Here is a 16,413-nt window from a genome sequence, read left to right as displayed (position 1 = left end):
GTAGTCGCGTTGGCATGGGGCTAACGCAAGGAGAAAGGCGTTGGAACACAAGAAAGAATTACCCATGGCAACCATGAAAGACGTTGCCGAGATGGCGGGCGTTTCAACGGCAACCGTGTCGCGCGCGCTGATGAACCCGGAGAAGGTGTCAACGCCGACGCGTCAGAAAGTGGAGCAGGCCGTCTTGGCCGTGGGCTACTCTCCTCATGCCCTCTCGCGCAATATCAAGCGCAATGAATCCCGTACCATTCTGGTGATCGTCCCCGACATTTGCGATCCGTTCTTCGCCGACGTGATCCAGGGGATCGAGCAGACCGCGGCGCAGCAAGGCTATCTGGTGCTGATTGGCGATTGCGCTCAGCAAAACCAGCAGGAACGAACCTTCGTCAATCTGATTATCACCAAGCAAATCGACGGCATGCTGCTGCTCGGCTCCAACCTGCCCTTCGACGCCAGCAAGGAAGAGCAGCGCAATCTGCCGCCGATGGTGATGGCCAACGAGTTTGCCCCGGAGCTGGAACTGCCGACGGTACACATCGATAACCTGACCGCCGCCTTCGAGGCCGTACATTATTTGCACCAGCTCGGACACAAGCAAATCGCCTGTGTCGCCGGACCGGAACAGATGCCTCTCAGCCATTATCGGCTGCAAGGTTACATTCAGGCGCTACGTCGTAATGGCATTAACGTCGAAAGCAGCTATATTACCCGGGGTGATTTCACGTACGAAGCCGGTGCGCAGGCGCTGACAGCGCTAATGGCGCAACCAAAACCCCCGACGGCAATATTCTGCCACAGTGACGTCATGGCAATCGGCGTGCTGTCACAGGCGAAAAAAATGGGGCTGCGAGTACCGCAGGACCTTTCCATCGTCGGCTTTGACGACATCAAGCTGACGCAGTATTGCGATCCGCCGTTAACCACGGTGGCTCAACCGCGCTATGAGATCGGCCGGCAAGCGATGCTGCTGTTGTTGGAACAACTGCACGGACAGGCAGTACCAAGTGGCTCCCGGCTATTGGACAGTGAGTTAATTATCAGAGGCAGCACCGCTGCCCCTAAACGCTAGTCAAATATTTTAGGGTTCAGTAACATGCAGGACTTATCTCCTCATCAGGACACAGCGGAATAATAGTGGCACAAAAAGACTATGTAGGCCGTGGGCGCACAGGAGCGCGGCGCAAAACCCCCAGCCGTAAAAAGAGCAGTTCTCCGAAAGTATCCAAAACCGTGCTGGCGTTAGCCGTAGCACTTCTGGTGATCTTTATCGGTGGCCTCTATTTCATTACGCACAATAAACCGGACGATGTACCGCTGTTGCCTGCACACAGCAACCGCCCTGGCAATGGCCTGCCGCCGAAGCCGGAAGAGCGCTGGCGCTATATCAAAGAGCTGGAGAACCGCCAGATTGGCGTGCAGACCCCGACCGAGCCAACGGCCGGCGGTGAAGTCAACTCCAAGACTCAGTTGACCACCGAACAACGCCAACTGCTGGAACAAATGCAGGCGGATATGCAACAGCGCCCAACGCAGTTGAATGAAGTGCCGTATAACGACCCTTCGCAAGCCGCAGTGCGCGGCAACAGCCGCCAACAGCAGGTGCAGCAACAACAAATACAGCAGCAAGTTCAGCAACAGGTGCAGCAACCACAGGTTACCCAGCCGCGTAATCCGTTTAACAGCGGCGCAACCACGGCGCCGGTGCAGCAACAACAACAGCACCAGCAGGCTCAACCCAAACCCAAGCCGCAGCCGCAGCCGGTCCAGGTTAAACAGCCTGAGCCTAAACCGCAGCCAAAACCTGAGGTAAAACCGGAAACCAAGCCGGAAGTGAAACAGGAAACGGCCAAGCAGGAAACCAAGCCTGAGCAGAAACAGAAGTGGATGGTGCAATGCGGTTCGTTCCGTGCCACCGATCAGGCGGAATCCGTCCGTGCGCGCCTGGCGTTTGAAGGTATCGAAAGCCGCATCACCGCCGGTGGCGGTTGGAATCGCGTGGTGCTCGGCCCCTACAGCAGCCGCGCAACAGCGGACAAAACCCTATCGCGTCTGAAGGGCGCTGGCATGTCAAGTTGCATTCCCCTCGCCGTTGGGGGTTGAAAAGCGTCAATCCCCCCCCATCTATACTCTCAATATGCCTCGTAGTGTCTGCGCAAGCAGACGCTGCGAGGGCTTCTTTCCGTCTTCAACGAGGGTCTGCTCGTGACAACAATTGTAAGCGTACGCCGCAACGGCCAGGTAGTGATCGGTGGCGATGGCCAGGCCACCTTGGGCAATACGGTAATGAAGGGCAACGTCAAGAAAGTGCGTCGCCTGTATAACGACAAAGTGATTGCCGGTTTCGCCGGTGGCACTGCGGATGCCTTCACGCTGTTTGAGCTGTTCGAGCGCAAGCTGGAAATGCACCAGGGCCATTTGGTTAAAGCGGCCGTTGAGTTGGCTAAAGACTGGCGTACCGACCGCATGCTGCGCAAGCTTGAAGCGCTGCTGGCCGTGGCTGATGAACACTCTTCGCTGATCATCACCGGCAACGGTGACGTGATCCAGCCTGAAAATGATTTGATTGCGATCGGTTCCGGCGGCCCATACGCCCAGGCTGCCGCTCGTGCGATGTTGGAAAATACCGAGCTGAGCGCCCGCGAAATCGTTGATAAATCCCTCAACATCGCCGGTGACATCTGTATTTACACCAACCATTTCCACACCATCGAAGAATTGCCTTCCAAAGCGTAAGGATCGAATACTATGTCTGAAATGACCCCGCGCGAGATCGTCAGCGAGCTGGACAGCTACATTATCGGCCAGAACAAGGCCAAACGTGCCGTTGCCATCGCCCTGCGTAACCGCTGGCGCCGGATGCAGCTCGACGAGATGCTGCGTCATGAAGTCACGCCAAAAAATATTCTGATGATCGGCCCGACCGGCGTCGGTAAAACTGAAATCGCCCGTCGTCTGGCGAAGCTGGCCAATGCCCCCTTCATCAAGGTAGAAGCCACCAAGTTCACCGAAGTAGGCTATGTCGGTAAGGAAGTGGATTCCATCATCCGCGATCTGACCGACGCCGCGATCAAAATGGTGCGTCTGCAGTCGATCGAGAAAAACCGCACCCGCGCCGAAGAGATGGCGGAAGAACGCATTCTCGACGTACTGATCCCACCGGCCAAAAACAACTGGGGCCAGCCGGAAGAACATCAAGAGCCGTCGGCCGCGCGTCAGGCATTCCGCAAGAAACTGCGTGAAGGCCAGCTGGACGACAAAGAGATTGAAATCGATCTGGCTTCTGCGCCAATGGGCGTGGAAATCATGGCGCCTCCGGGCATGGAAGAGATGACCAATCAGCTGCAATCGATGTTCCAGAATCTGGGCGGCCAGAAGCACAAACCGCGCAAGCTGAAGATCAAAGAAGCCTTCAAGCTGTTGATCGAAGAAGAAGCCGCCAAGCTGGTGAACCCGGAAGAGCTGAAAGAGCAGGCGATCGAAGCGGTTGAGCAACACGGCATCGTGTTTATCGACGAGATCGACAAAATCTGTAAGCGCGGTGGCCAAAGCTCCGGCCCGGACGTGTCACGCGAAGGCGTGCAGCGCGATCTGCTGCCGCTGGTGGAAGGCTGTACCGTTTCCACCAAGCACGGCATGGTGAAAACCGATCACATTCTGTTTATCGCCTCCGGCGCATTCCAGACCGCCAGCCCGTCGGATTTGATCCCGGAACTGCAGGGCCGCCTGCCGATCCGCGTTGAATTGCAGGCGCTGACCACCGAAGATTTCGAGCGTATCCTGACCGAGCCAAGCGCCTCGCTGACCGAACAGTACAAAGCGTTGATGGGCACCGAAGGCGTCAATATCGAGTTCACCGCCGAAGGTATCCGTCGCATCGCCGAAGCCGCGTGGCAGGTTAACGAAAGCACCGAAAACATCGGCGCGCGTCGTCTGCACACCGTGCTTGAGCGTCTGATGGAAGATATTTCCTACGATGCGAGTGAAATTAACGGCCAATCCATTACAATTGATGCGGATTACGTGCGTAATCATCTGGATGAACTGGTAGCGGATGAAGATTTGAGTCGTTTTATCCTATAATCGCTCAATCATGTCCTGTCGGTCATCTGTGTGGGAGGCATTGCCTCCCACAATTATTTCTAACGGACACAGCCACTTACTCTGAAGCGAAAAATGAGCTCATCAACTTCCACCTCCCCGGCCAGAGCCTGGCTTGAAAGTTTACGACCGCGCACCCTGCCGCTGGCCTTTGCCTCGATAGTGGTCGGCTCCGCCATTGCCGCCTTGCATGACAGCCTGAAACCCGGCGTGGCGCTGCTGGCACTGCTGACCGCCGGTCTGCTGCAAATTCTCTCCAATCTGGCGAACGACTATGGCGATGCGGTAAAAGGCAGCGACAAGGAAGATCGTATCGGACCGTTACGCGGCATGCAGAAAGGCATGATCACCCAGGCACAGATGAAACGCGCGCTGGTCGTGACGGTGGTATTGATTGCCATCGCCGGTTGTTCGCTGATCGCCGTGGCCTGTGAGCAGCCCAGCGACGTCATAGGCTTCCTGGTGCTGGGCGGGCTTTCTATCGTCGCCGCCATTACCTACACCGTAGGTAACAAGCCTTACGGTTATCTGGGATTGGGCGATATTTCGGTGCTGGTGTTCTTTGGTTGGCTGAGCGTAGCGGGCACCTACTACCTGCAAACCCACGCTTTTGACAGCATAGTGATGTTGCCGGCCACCGCCTGCGGTCTGCTGGCAACCGCGGTACTCAATATCAATAACCTGCGCGATATCGAAAGCGATCGCGCCAACGGCAAAAATACCCTGGCGGTGCGGCTCGGCCCGCAGAAGGCGCGCTACTACCACGCCCTGCTGCTGATTGGCGCGGTGGCGTGTTTCGCGCTGTTTACGCTGCTTAATCTGCATAGCCTGTGGGGTTGGCTGTTTGTGCTGGCTATCCCGCTGCTGCTGCGTCATGGCCTGCGCGTGCTGCGCGATCCGACCCCGGCCGGCATGCGCCCGATGCTGGAACATATGGTCAAGGCGGCGCTGCTGGCCAACGTATTGTTCGCCATCGGCGTGGCGCTCAGTTAAAAACTGATGATTTTGCCAACAGGGCGAATAAAGGGATATACTGATTATTCCAGCGGCAAACAGACGTAAAATCCTATGAAATACGATACTTCCGAACTTTGCGACATCTATCATGAAGAGGTGAACGTTGTTGAACCTCTATTCTCCAATTTTGGCGGGCGTACTTCATTTGGCGGGCAAATCACTACGGTGAAATGCTTTGAGGATAACGGCCTGTTATTCGATCTGCTCGAGGAGAATGGTCGTGGACGCGTCCTGCTGATCGACGGTGGCGGCTCGGTGCGTCGCGCACTGATCAACGCTGAGCTGGCGCGTCTGGCAACCCAGAACGAATGGGAAGGCATCGTGGTTTACGGTGCAGTACGCCAGGTAGACGATCTGGAAGAGCTGGACATCGGCATTCAGGCGATGGCGGCCATTCCGGCGGGCGCCATCAGCGAAGGCGTCGGCGAAAGCGATATTCGCGTTAACTTTGGCGGCGTCACCTTCTTCTCCGGCGATCATCTCTATGCCGACAATACCGGGATCATTCTGTCTGAGGACCCGCTCGATATCGAGTAACCCGCAGAGATGAAAAAGGGCGCCTAAGGCGCCCTTTTCGATTCTGGCATCAGGGAATCAAACTTCTTCCATTTTGCCCAGCAGCGCGCGCAGGCGATCTTGCCATACATGCTGCTCTTCTTTCAGTTGCTGATTTTCACGCACCAGAGATTCGTGGTTGCCTGAGGCAGCCTGAACTTCGTTAGACAGAGTATTGTTTTTGTCTTTCAGTTCTTCAATTTCCATCTGCAGCAGGGTGATGGTATCGATCGCCTGCTGAACTTTTGCTTCCAATTTCTCAAATACTTCAAATGACATTCTTCAGTCCCCTCATGATAGCAAGGCGTACATCTATAGCTAACAGTCGCAACTCAGGTTGCAACCGCTGCGAATATGCATCGCGCCAAGTGACACGCGCTTTTATTGAAAAAAGCGCGCCTGTCTCGATAAAACGTTTCTTTCGATAAAAACGATTGTAAGTAGCCTGTCCCCGACTGTCTAGCAACATACCGGCTCATCGCGCAGTCTGTTGCAATTTTCCTGCCCTCACTATCAGCAAAAACTGAAAATGCCCATCGGACAAAAAAGGGTTTGTTAACAATTGGTGGGAAAACCACTGGTCAGATCACACTTTCATGGCGCAGAAAGAACACCGGACGACGCGAATTCGCTCAATTTTATGACGAAGCACACACATTTTGATTTCGCTATTTCTCGTTTATGTTCGTTAACGATAAATTTACATCACGTCCTCAATTAATAATTGGACGAGATGAAAAAAACTGTACCCATAGGCCAAGTGGATTAGCACAGTGAGCCTATAAACCTATAACCGCCGTTTTGCAGGACAACAACATTATGAGCCAAACCACCAGTCCGACCCTAAAAGGCCAGTGTATCGCCGAGTTCCTCGGCACAGGTTTGTTGATCTTTTTTGGCGTAGGCTGCGTTGCCGCACTGAAACTGGCGGGTGCCAGCTTCGGCCAGTGGGAAATCAGTATCATTTGGGGCCTGGGCGTTGCCATGGCCATCTATCTGACTGCTGCCATCTCCGGTGCGCACCTTAACCCGGCCGTCACTATCGCGCTGTGGTTGTTCGCCTGCTTTGACGGACGCAAAGTACTCCCTTACATTGTCGCGCAGATCGCCGGAGCCTTCTGCGCAGCAGCCCTGGTCTACGGGTTGTATTACAACCTGTTCTTCGATTTCGAAGCGGCCAACCATATGGTCCGCGGCAGCGACGAGAGCCTTGCTCTGGCCGGTATCTTCTCCACTTATCCTAACGCGCACATCTCCGTCGGCCAGGCCTTCCTGGTGGAAACGGTGATTACCGCGATTCTGATGTGCCTGATTCTGGCGCTGACCGACGACGGCAACGGTATTCCACGTGGCCCGCTGGCGCCGCTGCTGATCGGTATTCTGATTGCCGTTATCGGTGCCTCCATGGGACCATTGACCGGCTTTGCTTTGAACCCGGCGCGTGATTTCGGCCCGAAACTGTTCGCTTATCTGGCAGGTTGGGGCAAAGTGGCCTTCACCGGGGCACGTGATATCCCGTACTTCCTGGTGCCAATCTTTGGCCCAATCCTCGGTGCCGGCCTGGGTGCCTTCGGCTACCGCGCACTGATTGGCCGCCATCTGCCGTGCGACGTCTGCGTAGAGGAAGAAGAACCCGCTACCAAGGCCCAGCAGCGCAAAGCGTGATTGACACAGTTTTAAAACGGTTAACAACAGCAGGATTAAGATCATGACAGTAGAAAAAAAATACATTGTCGCTCTCGACCAGGGAACCACCAGTTCACGTGCCGTAGTGCTCGATCACGATGCCAATATTGTTGCGGTATCTCAGCGCGAGTTCACGCAGATTTACCCGAAAGCCGGCTGGGTTGAACACGATCCGATGGAGATCTGGTCATCACAAAGCTCCACGCTGGTGGAAGTGCTGGCAAAAGCCGACATCAACTCCGATCAGATTGCCGGCATCGGCATCACCAACCAGCGTGAAACCACCATCGTCTGGGAAAAAGAGACCGGCAAGCCGATTTACAACGCCATCGTCTGGCAATGTCGCCGCACCGCCGACATCTGCGAAAAGCTCAAGCGCGATGGCCTGGAAGAGTACATTCGTCACAACACCGGCCTGGTGGTCGACCCGTACTTCTCGGGCACCAAGGTGAAGTGGATCCTCGATAACGTTGAAGGTGCCCGTGAACGCGCCAAACGCGGCGAGCTGCTGTTCGGCACCGTCGACACCTGGCTGGTGTGGAAAATGACCCAAGGGCGGGTGCACGTGACCGATTACACCAACGCCTCGCGCACCATGATGTTCAATATCCATGAGCTGGACTGGGACGATCGCATGCTGGAAGCGCTGGATATTCCACGCGCCATGCTGCCGAAAGTCCGTCCATCCTCCGAGGTGTACGGCCAGACCAATATCGGCGGTAAAGGCGGCACGCGTATTCCTATCGCCGGTATCGCCGGCGACCAGCAGGCGGCGCTGTACGGCCAACTGTGCGTTCAACCGGGCATGGCGAAAAACACCTACGGCACCGGCTGCTTCCTGCTGATGAACACCGGCAAAGAAGCGGTGCGATCCAGCCACGGCCTGCTGACCACCATCGCCTGCGGCCCGCGCGGTGAAGTGAACTATGCGCTGGAAGGCGCGGTATTTATCGGCGGCGCCTCTATCCAGTGGCTGCGCGATGAGCTGAAACTGATCAGCGATGCGGCCGACTCCGAATACTTCGCCACCAAGGTGAAAGACAGCAACGGCGTCTACGTCGTACCGGCCTTCACCGGCCTGGGTGCCCCTTACTGGGACCCGTATGCCCGTGGCGCTATCTTCGGCCTGACTCGTGGTGCGAACAGCAACCACATCATCCGCGCCACGCTGGAGTCCATCGCCTACCAGACGCGCGACGTGCTCGACGCCATGCAGGCCGACTCCAACACCCGCCTGCAATCGCTGCGTGTGGACGGTGGCGCAGTGGCCAATAACTTCCTGATGCAGTTCCAGTCCGACATCCTCGGTACCCGTGTTGAGCGCCCTGAAGTGCGTGAATCGACGGCTCTGGGTGCAGCCTTCCTGGCGGGCCTGGCCATTGGTTACTGGAACGATCTGGATGAGGTGAAGAGCAAAGCCGTTATCGAGCGTGAGTTCCGCCCAAGCATTGAAACCACCGAGCGTAACTTCCGCTACAGCGGCTGGAAAAAAGCGGTTGCCCGCGCCCAGGCATGGGAAGATCACGACTAACACCCTTTTGCTTTGTTGACCGAATCACGCGCTGCCCCCGGGCGGCGCGTTTTTTTTGCCCCGCCCGCTGCCGCCCTGCTGTGATAAACTTTGCCGATATTTTCTTCCTTTCTCACAACGGGTTTTGCCATGAAACGTGAATTAGCCATCGAATTTTCCCGCGTTACCGAAGCCGCCGCGCTGGCGGGCTACAAATGGCTGGGACACGGCGACAAGAATGCCGCCGACGGCGCTGCGGTCAACGCAATGCGCATTATGCTCAATAAAGTGGATATCGATGGCCGCATCGTGATCGGCGAAGGCGAAATTGATGAAGCGCCCATGCTGTATATCGGCGAGCACGTCGGCAGCGGCCAGGGCGATGCGGTAGATATCGCGGTCGACCCCATCGAAGGCACCCGCATGACCGCCATGGGCCAGCCCAATGCACTGGCCGTGCTGGCGGTGGGCGATCGCGGCACTTTCCTGCACGCGCCGGACATGTATATGGAAAAGCTGGTGGTGGGCCCGGCGGCGCGCGGCGCTATCGATCTCAACCTGCCGCTGGCAGAAAACCTGAACCAGGTCGCAGCCCGACTGAACAAGCCGCTGGCGCAGCTGACGGTGGTCATTCTGGCCAAGCCGCGCCACGACGGCGTTATCGCGCAGATGCAACAGCTCGGGGTGCGGGTCTTCGCTATCCCCGACGGCGACGTGGCGGCCTCCATCCTGACCTGCTTGCCGGAAAGCGAAGTCGACGTGATGTACGGTATCGGCGGCGCACCTGAAGGGGTGATTTCCGCTGCGGTGATCCGCGCGCTGGATGGAGATATGCAGGCGCGACTGCTGCCGCGTCATCAGGTGAAAGGCGACAGTGCCGAGAACCGCCGCATCGGCGAAGAAGAACTGGCGCGTTGCAAAGAGATGGGGATTGAGGCCGGCCAGGTGTTGGTATTGGACCAAATGGCGCGCAACGACAACGTCATTTTCTCCGCCACCGGCATCACCAAGGGCGATCTGCTGGAAGGCATTAGCCGCCAGGGCAATATGGCCACCACGGAAACCCTGCTGATCCGCGGCAAGTCCCGCACTATCCGCCGCATTCGCTCAACCCATTATCTGGACCGTAAAGATCCGGCGCTGCACGAGTTCCTGCTGTAATTAAACAGGGCGCCATTGGCACCCTCAAATTGCTGACAAAGCCCGCTATTAGGGAGAGCGTGCCTAAGGGGTCGTAGCAGCTTTAGCTGCCGGAGCGCCCCTCGGTGCGCTAGGCCCGGGATATCTCGGACTCAAAGGCCACTTTGTCATAAACCAACAGGGTGCCCTGTTGATTTATGCGGTATGCCCCTGATGCTGGAGACGATTTGACAACGGCCACCAGCACAGCAAAATCAGCAGTGCCATCGCAAACATCAGCAGGCCGAGGCTGAACTGCCCGGTCTGCGGCAGCATGGCGGAAAGCCAGGTCGCCAAACCCGACCCCATATTCTGCATACCGCCCACCAACGCGCCCGCCGCACCCGCCAGATAGGGGAAAGGCTCCATCGCACCGGTGGTAGCCAATGGGAACAACATCCCGGCGCCGAAAAAGAACAGCGCCGCCGGCACGATCAGCGTCCAAATGTTCATCACACCAAACCAACCCGGGATCCACATCATCAGGCCTGCCAGCAGACAGCTGATAACCGAATGCCACATCAGGTTGTGGAAGGTTTTGCCGTCACGGCCGGCATACCAGGCGCCAAAAAACGCCGCAGGGATCGGCAGGATAAACAGGATACTGACGGTCAGCCCGCTCAGGCCCAACACGCCCCCCATCAGCACGCCACAGCTGGCTTCAAATACCGCTATCCCCGCCAGCGCTCCGATCAGCATCACCAGGTAACAGCTGAAAGTGCCGTCGGCCAGCAGCTTGCCGAAACTCGCCAGCATGCGCCGTTTTTCTGTCTGCTGAGGCCGGGTTTCCGGCAGCCAACGGAACATGGCGAAGGCGACGCCGGCGCAAAGCGCCAACAGGAAAGCGTAGCAAGCGCGCCAGCCGAATAGCATCGCCAATGCCCCACCGATAATCGGCGCCAGCAGCGGGCTCACCAGAATGCCCATATTGAGCAGGCTGTTGGCATAGCGCAGTGAGGTCCCGGCATACAGGTCACGCGGCATGGTACGCGCCATCACCCCCGCCACGCCGGTGCCCATCCCCTGAATGGCGCTGGCGGCAACCAGCATCGTCAGGCTAGTGGACAAGAACGCGCCCAAGGCACCAATCAGGAAAATCATCATCCCGGCGAGGATCACCGGGCGGCGGCCAATGCGGTCCGACAGCGGGCCGTAAATCAGCTGTGAAAAGCCATAGGTCATCAGATACGCCGCCATCACGCGCTGTACCGCACCGGTACGCACCGACAGATCTCGGGCAATGTCAGCAATGACAGGGACATAAATGGTTTGCGCCATCTGACCGACGGCCACCAACAGGGTGAGCATCACCAGCAGGTGAAAATTGTCTATTTTTCTCATTGTCTTCGTTAGCGTATTAACTCGTCACAGCGTCCCGTTCTGACTCCGGATTGAGTCAGAACGGCGAGCAGCCCTCTATGGCGGCATAAGCTAACAAATCTGATTTTTTTAGCGAGTTTCAGACAGATATTGATCCCGGTCACACTGGCAGCAAAGGCAACCAACCTCGTAAATTAAACTGTACGTCTAACGCTTAAGGGGTAAAAATGGCGAGATCGCCGTAATTTGGCTTTAGCATTTAATCGATAATTATTTTCATCATCTTGAAATAAAATAACACCATAGGGATTTGGTTCATGAAAACACCAGAGCTGATTTTATTGCAGTTGAAAACCTTGGGGCCGCATTCCGCCAAAATGCTGGCTGAGCGTCTGGACATCACCCCAATGGGTATCCGTCAGCATCTGCAATCCCTGGAAAGACGTGAGCTGGTTTGTTACGAAGAGGCGCGTACTAAAGTAGGCCGCCCAACGCGTTACTGGTCGCTGACCCATCAAGGCCACGCTGAGTTCGCCGATTGCCACGATACGCTTGCCACGGCGTTACTGGAGTCTGCCCATCAGTTGTTTGGCGCCGAAGGTGTGGAACAACTGATTAGCGAACGGGAAGAAAAGCTTTATCAGCGCTATGCCAAAGAGCTGTCGGAAGAACGCAGCCATCAGGGCAGACTCGCCCGGTTGGTGCGCCTGCGGCAGCACGATGGCTACATGGCCGAACTGTTCGAACACCCACAGGGCATGCTGCTGGTGGAAAATCACTGCCCGATCGGCGTGGCGGCCACTGTCTGCAGCAACCTGTGCAACTCGGAACTGCGGCTGTTTCACCGCCTGTTTGGCCACGGCTACCGAATAGAACGCGCTGCGCATGCCATTTCCGGCTCACGACATTGCGCTTATTTGATTCGACCATTGGAGCTTTAGAGTATGGCTGACTGGGTTAATGGCAAGGTTACGCAGGTAGAGCAATGGACCGACGGGCTGTTCAGCATTACCGTCCATGCCCCTATTGATACCTTTACCGCCGGGCAATTTGCCAAACTGGCGCTGGAAGTTGACGGTGAGCGCGTGCAGCGCGCCTATTCCTACGTCAACGCGCCCAGCGATCCGAATCTGGAGTTTTACCTGGTCACCGTGCCGGAAGGCAAACTGAGCCCGCGGCTCAATCAACTGCGGCCGGGATCGGAAGTGATGGTGACCAAAGAGGCCGCCGGTTTCTTCGTGCTGGAAGAAGTGCCGGAATGCGACACCTTGTGGATGTTGGCGACCGGCACCGCCATCGGCCCTTACCTGTCCATCCTGCAGGAAGGCAAAGACCTGGAACGCTTCAAAAATTTGGTGCTGGTGCATGCCACCCGCTTTGCGCGCGATCTCAGCTACCTGCCGCTGATGCAGCAATTGCAGCAGCGCTACAACGGGAAGCTGCGCATTCAGACTGTCGTCAGCCGCGAAGACGCTGCTGGTTCGCTGACCGGGCGCGTGCCGGCGCTGATCGAAGACGGCCGGCTGGAAGCGGCGGTGGGGCTGCCCCTCGATGCCGAAACCTGCCACGTCATGCTGTGCGGTAACCCGCAGATGGTGCGAGACACCCAGCAGACGTTGAAGGATCAGCGGCAGATGCGCAAACATCTGCGCCGTAAGCCGGGCCATATGACCAGCGAGCATTACTGGTAACCTCAGGCTTATTTACTGCGGAACCTGACCGGCTCGGCTTCCGGGCCGAAACGGTTATTCCCTGGGGTGCCAACAAAAGCGCCCAGATCAATCATCATCATCACGAGAATCAGCGTCGGGATAAAACGCCCGACGCCCCACTGCCAGATTGGCGCCAGCATCTGCCAATTGCCCGCCGCCAGCATCCACGCCAGAATCAACAGCAGCGCCCACCAGCCGGTCTTGTTGCGATCATGCAGGCGCTTGATCAGCACCGCCGCAGTTGGCCACAGCAACGCAACGATAAAGAACGCTATCGACTGGATAGCCACCAGTTGGTAATTCGCCAGCGTAAAGGCGACGGCCATCAATACCAGCCAGGCACCCATCCAAATCCAGAAGTCACGCCGCCCGATACGACCCTTAAAAGAAAAACACCACTGCTGTAACGTCATCGATTCCTGCGCTCTTAGCCTGCCCATATTCTGTCGCGCAGTGTAACATAGGCGCCGCCGGGCAGAGATTTCCGCCCTGCATTACGCGGAGTAACGCACAGCTTTCCTGTCAGCAAGCGATAATAGCGCGGGATCTTTGACAATCCCCCTCGGTTATCGCTTTAATCGGAGCCATCTTTGTTCTTGATGCCGTGTATGCCATGCTGAGAAAATCCATCGCCATCGCCTGCCTGTTGCTGGGTATCAGCAGTGCCTGGGCCGATCCACCGGATGCCGCCGCCAGTGCGTCGCCCACCGCACCTTATCTGCTGGCCGGCGCGCCGACGTTTGATCTGACGGTGGTAATATTCCGCGAAAAATACAACCGCGATAATCCAACGCTGCCGATCGGCGAATTTCGCGCCATTGCAACCGCAGAAGACGACTCGCCCCTGCTGACCCGTGCCGCCAGCAAGCTGAATGAAAACCTCTATGCCTCCACCGCACTGGAAAAAGGCACCGGTAAAATCAAAACGCTGCAGATCACTCACCTGCCGCTGCAGCAAAGCAGTGAAGAGAAGGTTGCTCGCAGCGTTGCCGTCAGCTACATGGCCGCGCTGATGCGCCAATTTGAACCGGCATTGACGGTGGAACAAAGCCTGGCAAAAGTGACCAGCCTGCTGGAAAAGGGCAAAGGTTCACGCTTCTACCAACAGCAGGTCGGCGCGATCCGCTACGTGGTATCGGACAACGGCGATAAAGGGGTAACTTTCGCTGTTGAACCGGTTAAGCTGGCGCTATCCGAGCCTTAACAGCTGGGTATTTAATGACGAAAAGCAAAGCCTTCGCGCTTAATCATCTCTATACTGTTGGGCAGGTAAACTGCCGGTCCGGCAGTGGTTATTTCGACTCTCGCGTTCCCTTGTTGGAGGAAAAAACATGCGTCATCCATTAGTTATGGGTAACTGGAAGCTTAACGGCAGCACTCACATGGTTAACGAACTCATTGCCGCTTTGCGCAATGAACTGAGCAGCGTTGACGGTTGTGGCGTGGCTATCGCACCGCCGGTGATGTACCTGGATCAGGCCAAGCACGCTCTGGCCGGCAGCCGCATTGCTCTGGGCGCTCAAAATGTAGACGTGAACCTGTCCGGCGCATTCACCGGCGAAGTTTCCGCTGACATGCTGAAAGATGTAGGCGCGCAATACATCATCATCGGCCACTCCGAACGTCGCACTTACCACAAAGAAACCGACGCTGCGATCGCCGAAAAATTTGCCGTGCTGAAAGCGGCCGGTCTGATCCCGGTGCTGTGCATCGGTGAAACCGATGCAGAAAACGAAGCGGGTAAAACCGAAGAAGTTTGCGCACGCCAGATCGACGCCGTGCTGAAAACCCAGGGCGCTGAAGCGTTCAAAGGTACCGTTATCGCTTATGAGCCAGTTTGGGCCATCGGTACCGGCAAATCAGCTACGCCTGCGCAGGCACAGGCAGTACACAAATTTATCCGCGATCACATCGCCAAGCAGGACGCAGCCGTAGCTGCAGAAGTGATCATCCAGTACGGCGGCTCTGTGAACGATAAGAATGCTGCCGAGCTGTTCACCCAGCCGGACATCGACGGCGCGCTGGTTGGCGGCGCATCACTGAAAGCTGACGCTTTCGCCGTGATCGTCAAAGCCGCTGCAGCCGCTAAAAAAGCCTGATTTCATTCGGCTCATAAATAACAAAACCCCGGCATGCCGGGGTTTTTTATTGCTGTCACAAAAGCATCAGCGCTTGCTGATCTCATCGAACACGCCGCCGGTAGCAAAGTGCACCTTCTGCGCTTCGGTCCAGCCGCCGAAGGTATCATCCACGGTAAACAGTTTCAGTTTCGGGAACTGGTCGGCAAACTTGGCCGCCACTGCCGCATCACGCGGGCGATAGTAGTTTTTCGCCGCGATGGTCTGCCCTTCCGGCGTATACAGGTACTTCAGGTAAGCCGTAGCCACATCGCGAGTGCCGCGCTTATCGACCACTTTATCCACCACTGACACGGTTGGTTCAGCCAAGATCGATTCGCTCGGAGTGATAATCTCAAACTTGTCTTTACCCAGCTCTTTTTCCGCCAGCAACGCTTCGTTTTCCCAGGCAATCAGCACGTCGCCGATACCGCGCTCAACGAAGGTATTGGTTGAGCCACGCGCACCGGAATCCAGCACTTCAACGTTTTTATACAGGTTTTTCACGAACTCCTGCGCCTTGGCTTTATCGTTATTGTTGTGGTGCAGCGCGTAACCCCAGGCAGCCAGATAGTTCCAACGAGCACCACCGGAGGTTTTCGGATTCGGTGTAATCACCGACACGCCCGGTTTAATCAAATCGGCCCAGTCGTGAATTTGTTTTGGGTTGCCTTTGCGCACCAGGAACACAATGGTCGAGGTATAAGGCGCGGAGTTGTCCGGCAGACGTTTGATCCAGTCTTTGTCGATGCGCCCACGTTCGGCGATAGCATCCACATCATAGGCCAGCGCCAGTGTGACCACATCGGCCTCAATACCGTTAATCACCGAGGTGGCTTGCTTGCCGGAACCGCCATGCGACTGACGCACAGTCACTTTATCGCCGGTTTGCTGCTGCCAGTACTTACCGAATGCGGTGTTGTATTCCTGATAGAACTCACGCGTCGGGTCGTACGAAACGTTCAGCAGTTGGATATCTTTCGCCATGGCACCTGACGCCAGCAGCATTATTGTCAGACCTACACCCCATTTACGCATCGACTCGTTCTCCCAGGAAAATAATCGCAACCTCAATCGGTTGATTTAGCATCAGAGCCTGCCAGAAACTCTCTCACCAATTAAAGAATTAAAAATTTTGGGCTAGACGATTATGGAATATAAACGCGCCGGACAAAAAAAAGCCCCCGCATGCGGAGGCTGTGACTGCTGGGCTGGATGG

The 16,413-nt window shown here is 56.4% G+C and carries 17 protein-coding genes; 13 read left to right on the top strand and 4 right to left on the bottom strand.

The annotated features are described in order from the left end of the window. The first annotated feature begins 40 nt into the window (after positions 1–40). The 6 genes from cytR (at position 41) to rraA (ending at position 5,652) form a co-directional block, all read left to right on the top strand. Positions 41–1,069, top strand: coding sequence for a DNA-binding transcriptional regulator CytR (cytR, locus tag ACUTSW_RS24300; RefSeq protein WP_013814994.1), 1,029 nt, complete (start codon positions 41–43; stop codon positions 1,067–1,069). 65 nt (positions 1,070–1,134) lie between these two features. Further along, complete coding sequence (ftsN, locus tag ACUTSW_RS24295) at positions 1,135–2,100, top strand: cell division protein FtsN (protein ID WP_445585533.1); 966 nt, start codon at positions 1,135–1,137, stop codon at positions 2,098–2,100. Between the two features lie 102 nt (positions 2,101–2,202). Continuing rightward, a complete protein-coding gene (hslV, locus tag ACUTSW_RS24290; RefSeq protein WP_004953184.1) occupies positions 2,203–2,733 on the top strand; it encodes an ATP-dependent protease subunit HslV in 531 nt (176 codons plus the stop codon). Positions 2,734–2,745: 12 nt separating this feature from the next. Continuing rightward, positions 2,746–4,080 carry an HslU--HslV peptidase ATPase subunit gene (gene hslU / locus ACUTSW_RS24285; protein ID WP_004953188.1) on the top strand — a complete coding sequence of 445 codons (1,335 nt, stop codon included), beginning with the start codon at positions 2,746–2,748 and terminating at the stop codon, positions 4,078–4,080. Between the two features lie 93 nt (positions 4,081–4,173). Then, entirely contained in the window at positions 4,174–5,091 is a 918-nt protein-coding gene (locus ACUTSW_RS24280) for a 1,4-dihydroxy-2-naphthoate polyprenyltransferase (protein ID WP_445585532.1), read from the top strand. Positions 5,092–5,166: 75 nt separating this feature from the next. Next, positions 5,167–5,652 (top strand): ribonuclease E activity regulator RraA, encoded by a 486-nt coding sequence (rraA, locus tag ACUTSW_RS24275; protein WP_013814997.1) that lies wholly within the window; start codon positions 5,167–5,169, stop codon positions 5,650–5,652. A gap of 57 nt (positions 5,653–5,709) precedes the next feature. Here rraA and zapB read toward each other — a convergent pair whose 3' ends face one another. Then, entirely contained in the window at positions 5,710–5,949 is a 240-nt protein-coding gene (gene zapB, locus ACUTSW_RS24270) for a septal ring assembly protein ZapB (RefSeq protein ID WP_434461913.1), read from the bottom strand. Between the two features lie 540 nt (positions 5,950–6,489). On the opposite strand from zapB, the gene ACUTSW_RS24265 reads away from it, so the two are divergent. The 3 genes from ACUTSW_RS24265 to glpX all read left to right on the top strand — a co-directional run bounded on the left by ACUTSW_RS24265 (position 6,490) and on the right by glpX (position 10,027). After that, positions 6,490–7,335, top strand: a complete 846-nt coding sequence (locus ACUTSW_RS24265) for an MIP/aquaporin family protein (RefSeq protein WP_004953195.1) — start codon at positions 6,490–6,492, stop codon at positions 7,333–7,335. Positions 7,336–7,378: 43 nt separating this feature from the next. Continuing rightward, on the top strand, positions 7,379–8,887 hold the full coding sequence (gene glpK / locus ACUTSW_RS24260) for a glycerol kinase GlpK (protein WP_445585531.1): 1,509 nt from the start codon (positions 7,379–7,381) through the stop codon (positions 8,885–8,887). A gap of 129 nt (positions 8,888–9,016) precedes the next feature. Then, positions 9,017–10,027 carry a class II fructose-bisphosphatase gene (gene glpX, locus ACUTSW_RS24255; RefSeq protein ID WP_445585530.1) on the top strand — a complete coding sequence of 337 codons (1,011 nt, stop codon included), beginning with the start codon at positions 9,017–9,019 and terminating at the stop codon, positions 10,025–10,027. Positions 10,028–10,201: 174 nt separating this feature from the next. Here glpX and emrD read toward each other — a convergent pair whose 3' ends face one another. After that, complete coding sequence (gene emrD / locus ACUTSW_RS24250; protein ID WP_445585529.1) at positions 10,202–11,386, bottom strand: multidrug efflux MFS transporter EmrD; 1,185 nt, start codon at positions 11,384–11,386, stop codon at positions 10,202–10,204. 296 nt (positions 11,387–11,682) lie between these two features. Between emrD and ACUTSW_RS24245 the strand changes: the two genes are divergently transcribed. Together ACUTSW_RS24245 and fpr are read left to right on the top strand one after the other, a co-directional pair. Beyond that, a complete protein-coding gene (locus ACUTSW_RS24245; RefSeq protein WP_013815001.1) occupies positions 11,683–12,306 on the top strand; it encodes a helix-turn-helix transcriptional regulator in 624 nt (207 codons plus the stop codon). A gap of 3 nt (positions 12,307–12,309) precedes the next feature. Further along, positions 12,310–13,056: a ferredoxin--NADP(+) reductase gene (gene fpr, locus ACUTSW_RS24240; RefSeq protein WP_004953210.1), complete on the top strand. Its 747-nt coding sequence runs from the start codon at positions 12,310–12,312 to the stop codon at positions 13,054–13,056. An 8-nt stretch (positions 13,057–13,064) separates the two neighbouring features. On the opposite strand, the gene ACUTSW_RS24235 is transcribed toward fpr, so the two are convergent. Then, positions 13,065–13,490, bottom strand: a complete 426-nt coding sequence (locus ACUTSW_RS24235; protein ID WP_445585528.1) for a DUF805 domain-containing protein — start codon at positions 13,488–13,490, stop codon at positions 13,065–13,067. Between the two features lie 200 nt (positions 13,491–13,690). Here ACUTSW_RS24235 and ACUTSW_RS24230 point away from each other — a divergent pair, with 200 nt between their 5' ends. Both ACUTSW_RS24230 and tpiA read left to right on the top strand, forming a co-directional pair. Continuing rightward, a complete protein-coding gene (locus ACUTSW_RS24230; protein WP_445585527.1) occupies positions 13,691–14,281 on the top strand; it encodes a DUF1454 family protein in 591 nt (196 codons plus the stop codon). 127 nt (positions 14,282–14,408) lie between these two features. Next, positions 14,409–15,176, top strand: coding sequence for a triose-phosphate isomerase (gene tpiA, locus ACUTSW_RS24225; protein ID WP_004953219.1), 768 nt, complete (start codon positions 14,409–14,411; stop codon positions 15,174–15,176). A 66-nt stretch (positions 15,177–15,242) separates the two neighbouring features. Here tpiA and ACUTSW_RS24220 read toward each other — a convergent pair whose 3' ends face one another. After that, positions 15,243–16,232, bottom strand: coding sequence for a sulfate ABC transporter substrate-binding protein (locus ACUTSW_RS24220; RefSeq protein ID WP_004953224.1), 990 nt, complete (start codon positions 16,230–16,232; stop codon positions 15,243–15,245). Positions 16,233–16,413: the final 181 nt, after the last annotated feature.

Source organism: Serratia sp. TSA_198.1 (assembly GCF_052686505.1).
This window is presented reverse-complemented; position numbering and strand designations above follow the sequence as displayed.